The organism is Pseudomonas saxonica (assembly GCF_007858365.1).
GTDB classification, from domain to species: Bacteria; Pseudomonadota; Gammaproteobacteria; order Pseudomonadales; family Pseudomonadaceae; genus Aquipseudomonas; species Aquipseudomonas saxonica.
The window spans coordinates 1-900 of the sequence record NZ_VFIO01000037.1; the positions used below are offsets into that span (position 1 = coordinate 1).

At 59.7% G+C, this 900-nt stretch carries 1 protein-coding gene; it reads left to right on the forward strand.

What is annotated here, in order from left to right:
• Window positions 1-900 (forward strand): RHS repeat-associated core domain-containing protein (locus FJD38_RS24410; protein ID WP_146388045.1); only part of this gene is annotated, 900 nt, incomplete at both ends.

The following is a 900-nucleotide window of genomic DNA, read 5'->3' on the forward strand; positions in this document are numbered from 1 at the left end:
CGAATACCACTACGACGAACAACAGCGCCTCAAGGAACACCGCGTCTACCCCCTCGACCGCAACGGCGAAGTCAGCGGCCACTACCACTACCGGCGCAGCTACCAATACGACGCCAACAGCAACCTGCGCCTGCTCACCGACAGCCGCAAAGGTCAAAAAAGCTACGCCTACGATCCGCTTGACCGCCTCACCGAAGTGGTCGGCAACGCCAACAACGTCGAACACTTCGCCCACGACCCGGCGGGTAACCTACTCGCCCAAAGCTACAACGGCCAAGGCCGCAGCTACGGCAAAATCAAAGGCAACCGCCTGCTGATGCAAGGCGACTGCCACTTCGACTACGACGCCTACGGCAACCTCCTCCGCGAACGACGCGGCGCCGGCCAGCGCCTGGTTCGCCACTACCGCTACGACAGCCAGCACCGCCTGATCGGCATCACCCTGCCCGACGGCAGCGACGTCGCCTACCGCTACGATGCCTTCGGCCGACGTATCGCCAAAGACATGGACGGCAAAACCACCCAATTTCTCTGGCAAGGCGACCGGCTGATCGCCGAAAACATCTACCAAAAAGGTGTTAAGGGCTGGCCGTTGTACCGCAGCTACGTGTACGAACCCGGCACCTTCAAACCGATGGCCCTGCTAAAAGGCCACGGCACCACCAACGAGGTTTATTACTACCAGCTCGACCATTTGGGCACCCCGCAAGAACTCACCGACTCAGGCGGGAAAATCGTCTGGTCGGCGTACTACCGGGCGTACGGCAACATCGTCAAATTCGACATCAACGAAATCAGCAACCCGTTGCGTTTTCAGGGCCAGTATTACGACGAAGAAAGCGGACTACACTACAACCGCCATCGCTACTACAATCCCAACACCGGCCGCTACCTGACCCC